This window comes from Streptomyces iconiensis, assembly GCF_028657195.3.
Classification (GTDB): domain Bacteria; phylum Actinomycetota; class Actinomycetes; order Streptomycetales; family Streptomycetaceae; genus Streptomyces; species Streptomyces iconiensis.
This window is the reverse complement of sequence record NZ_JANCPR020000102.1, coordinates 1-4,496: the sequence shown is the minus strand read 5'-3', so window position 1 is coordinate 4,496 and position 4,496 is coordinate 1. Positions and strand designations below refer to the sequence as shown.

Sequence of the window (4,496 nt, the reverse complement as noted above, 5' to 3'; positions counted from 1 at the left end):
TTGCGGGCGCAGGCGGCGAATCTGCGGGTGTTTCTGGAGGAGCGGCCGGGGGTGTCGGTGGCGGAGGTGGGGCATTCGCTGGTCACCACGCGTGCGCTCTTCGATCACCGGGCCACCCTCATCGGCGTCGACCGCGACGAACTCCTCACCGCACTCAGCGCCCTCGAAGCGGACCAGCCCGCGGCCGATGCCGTGGTGGGCACGGCGACCGAGCCGGACGGCACCGTATTCATCTACCCGGGCCAGGGCTCGCAGTGGACCGGCATGGCCCGTGAACTCCTCGACTCCTCCCAGGTGTTCGCCGAGGCCCTGGCCAACTGCGCGGATGCCCTCAGGCCGTACGTCGACTGGTCGCTCCTCGACGTGCTGCGCGGCACCGCCGACGCCCCCTCGCTGGACCGGGTCGACGTGGTGCAGCCCGCCCTCTTCGCGGTGATGGTGTCGCTCACGGAGCTGTGGCGCTCCCTCGGCGTCGAGCCGGACGCGGTCGTCGGGCACTCCCAGGGTGAGATCACCGCCGCCCATGTGGCAGGCGCCCTCAGCCTGGACGACGCGGCGCGCGTGGTGGCTCTCCGCTCCCAGGCACTCGTGGCGCTGGCGGGGAACGGGGGAATGGTCTCGGTGCCCCTGCCGGTGCGGGAGCTGGAACCGCTGCTCGCTCGCCTGGGCGCGCGGGTGCACATCGCCACCGTCAACGGGCCCACGTCGACCACCGTCTCCGCCGACGGGGAAGCGCTGGAAGAACTGCTGGCCGTCTGCCGGGAAGAGGGGGTGGACGCCCGGCGGATCGCCGTCGACTACGCCTCGCACTCCCCGCACGTGGACGAACTGCGCGACCGCCTCATGGAGGTGCTGTCCGATCTCGCCCCCCGTCCCTCGCGGATTCCGTTCTGCTCGACGGTCACCGGGGAGCCGCTGGACACCGCGACCCTGGATGCCTCGTACTGGTTCAGCAACCTCCGGCAGACCGTCCTGTTCGAGCACGCGACCCGGGCCCTTGTGACAGCGGGGCACCGCACCTTCGTCGAGGTCAGCCCGCACCCGGTGCTGACCATGGCAGTCCAGGACACGGTGGACTCCGCGACCGCCCCCGCCGGCAACGCCCTGGTGGCGGGCACGCTGCGGCGCGGCGAAGGAGGCTGGCGGCGCTTCCTCACCTCGGCCGCCCAACTGCACGCGCACGGGACGCCGGTCGACTGGGCCGCGTTACCGGCGCTCTCCGGCGCCCGGACGGTGGACCTGCCCACGTACGCCTTCCAGGGTGAGAGGTTCTGGCTGGCCAGTACGTCCGGCGGGGCCGACGTGGCCTCAGCGGGGCTGCTGGGTACGGAACACGCGCTGCTCGGCGCCGCGCTCCCGCTCGCCGGCAGCGGCGAGCTGGTGCTGACCGGCCGCCTGGCCCCGCACACACCGCCCTGGGCTGCCGCCTCAGCGGGCGACCCCTCGCTGGCGGGCGCGGTACTCGCGGAGCTGGTCCTCCACGCGGGCGACCAGGTGGCATGCCCCCGGGTGGACGAACTGGCCCTGCGCACACCGCTCGCGCTGCCCGTCGCACGCGCCTCCCGGTTCCAGATCACCGTCCGTGCGGCGGACGCGAAGGGACGGCGCGAAGTCCTGGTGCATTCACGTGCCGAAGGCGAGGACGACGGGGCCTGGTCCCGGCACGCCGAGGCCACCGTTTCGCCGGGCGACCCCCGCGACGACGGCGCGTCCGGCGCCTGGCCCGCTACGGCGCACGGGGGCGAATGGCCGCCGCCGGGAGCGAGCGAGGTCGACCTCTCCGCCGCCGGCGCCGAGCCGGACGGTGACGAAGACAGGGACGGGGACGCGGGGGCGCAGAGTGACGGGGACAGGGGCGAGGCCGGGGGCGGAGGCGCCGGGAGGGCGCCGCGCGTCGACGCGACAGCGTGGCGAGTGGGCGGGGAGCTGTACGCGGAGGTCGCGCTCGGGGCAGAACAGCACCCGGATCTCGACGGGTTCGGCATCCACCCCGCGCTGCTGGGCGCGGTCTTCCGTACCGTCGTCGCTGCCCTGGAGCCCGACGGCGCGAAGCCGCGCGGGATCGTCGCGTGTACCGGGTTGCGCCTCTACGCCACCCAGGCCACGACCGTGCGCGTACACCTCGGCCCGCTGGACGGGGACCGGTACCGGCTGACGCTGGCCGACCCCGCCGGCGAGCCGGTCGCCGCGGCCGACGCCGTCGTCCTGGGAGAGGTGCAGGACGGACGGGCGCAGCATGCCCGGCGGGGCGCGGACGCTGGGCGGCTGCTCCACCTCGGCTGGCCGGAGATGCCCCACGCCCACGCGACCACGCCGGGCGCCTGGGCGCTCCTCGGAGACGAGAACGGCGCTCTGGCCCGCGAGTTGGCCCCCGCCGGGGTCACGGCGACGGCCTGCCGCGACCTGGCGGCGCTCCGCGCGGACCGCGCGGGCGGGGCACCGGCGCCGGATGTCGTCCTGGTCACCGCCGCCGCGCTCGCGGGCCCCGGCCCCGACGCCGGGACGGGCGATCCGGCGGACCCGGGGCAGCGCGCCCACCGTACGGCCGTGGCCGCGCTGGAACTTCTGCGCGACCAGTTCACGGGCGAGAGCGCCGGCGAGGCGCGGCTCGTCCTCCTCACCCGCGGCGCCGTGGCCCGCTACGCGGGCGAGGGCGTGACGGGGTTCGCTGACGCCGTCCTCTGGGGGCTGGGCCGCAGCGCCCAGACCGAACACCCCGACCGCGTCACACTGATCGACATCGACGGCTCACCCGACTCGGTGCGTGCGCTTCCCGCCGCTGTGGCCACGGGCGAGCCCCAACTGGCCCTGCGCGAAGGCAAGTCGTACGTCCCGAGGCTCACACGCGAGACGCCCGCCCCGCACGCCCCGGCCAGGCCGCTGGACCCCGAGGGCACGGTGCTGGTGACCGGCGGGACCGGAACGCTCGGCCGGCTCGTCGCCCGCCACCTGGTGACCACGCACGGAGCCCGGCGCCTGCTGCTGCTCAGCCGCAGAGGGCCGGACGCCCCCGACGCCGAGCGGGCACGCGCCGAACTCGCAGCCGAGGGTGCCGAGGTGACCGTCGTCGCGTGCGACGCCGCCGACAGGGAGGCACTCCGCGCCACCCTGGAGGCGGTGCCGGACGACCACCCGCTCACCGCGGTCGTCCACGCTGCCGGTGTCCTCGACGACGCGACCCTGAACGCCCTCACCCCCGAGCAGGTCAGCCGGGTGTTCCGGCCCAAGGTCGACGCCGGGTGGAACCTGCACGAGCTGACCCGGCGGCAGGACCTCGCGGCCTTCGTGCTGTTCTCCTCCGTCACCGGGCTCATCGGCACGCCGGGTCAGGCCAACTACGCCGCCGCCAACACTTTCCTCGACGCACTGGCCGCGCACCGCCACGCGGCAGGGCTGCCGGCGACCAGCCTGGCCTGGGGCTACTGGGCCGAGTCGACCGGGATGACCAGCCACCTCTCCGAGGCCGACGTGGCCCGCATGAGGCGCACAGGCGTCAGCCCCCTGCCCAGCGACGAGGCGCTCGCACTCTTCGACGCCGCCCTCGCGAGCGGCCTGGCGGCGCTGGTTCCGGCCAGCATCCCCACCGCGCCCCTGCGCGACCTGGCAAGCGCCGGCACGCTTCCCGCCGTGCTGCGCGGACTGGCCCCCGCCGCGCCCCGGCGGGTGGCCGCCACCGCGCCCGGCGCCGACTCGTGGGAACTGCGCCTGGCCGGCCGCTCGGAAGCGGAACAGCACGCACTCCTCCTCGACCTGGTCAGCGGTCACGCGGCCACCGTCCTCGGCGGTGCCCGGCAGCCGCTCGAAGCCGGGCGTGCCTTCAGGGAGCTGGGCTTCGACAGCCTGACGGCGGTGGAACTACGCAACCGGCTCAGCGCGGCGACCGGCCTGCGGCTGCCCGCGACCGTGGTCTTCAACCACCCGACAGCCACCGCGCTCGCGGCACACGTACGCGAACTGCTCACTCCGGGCCCTGCTCCGGCGGACGACACCTCGCCCCTGGCGCGCCTCGACTCGCTCGAAGCGGCACTGGGCTCGCTCGATCCCGAGGACGGGGACACCCGCGACGCGATCTCCAGGCGGCTGTCCGCGCTGCTGCGGCAGGTGGAGCCTCCGAGCGAGGACCTCACGCAGGAAATCCTGGCGGCGACGCCTGACGAGATCTTCGAACTCATCGACAAGCGACTCGGCCGGCAGTCCCGGAACGATTCGGAAAACCAGGGGGACAACCATGACGAACGAAGCGAAGCTCGCTGAATACCTCAAGCGCGTGACGGTCGATCTCCACAAGGCCGAGCAGCGTCTCCAGGACATCGAAGAACGTGCCCATGAGCCGGTGGCTGTGGTGGGTATGGGGTGTCGTTTTCCGGGGGGTGTGGTTTCTCCGGAGGGTTTGTGGGGTTTGTTGGTGGGTGGGGTGGATGCGGTTTCGGGGTTTCCGGTTGATCGTGGTTGGGATGTGGAGGGTGTTTTTGATCCTGATCCGGATGGTGTGGGGA

2 protein-coding genes are annotated in these 4,496 nt (G+C 74.0%); both read left to right on the top strand.

All coding sequences use genetic code 11. The features are described from left to right. The first annotated feature begins 51 nt into the window (after window positions 1-51). Window positions 52-4,254 carry a type I polyketide synthase gene (locus NMN56_RS42725; RefSeq protein ID WP_274048235.1) on the top strand — a complete coding sequence of 1,401 codons (4,203 nt, stop codon included), beginning with the start codon at window positions 52-54 and terminating at the stop codon, window positions 4,252-4,254. After that, on the top strand, window positions 4,229-4,496 hold a 268-nt coding region (locus NMN56_RS42720; protein WP_274048236.1), incomplete at its 3' end, for a beta-ketoacyl synthase N-terminal-like domain-containing protein. The genes NMN56_RS42725 and NMN56_RS42720, both read left to right, overlap by 26 nt.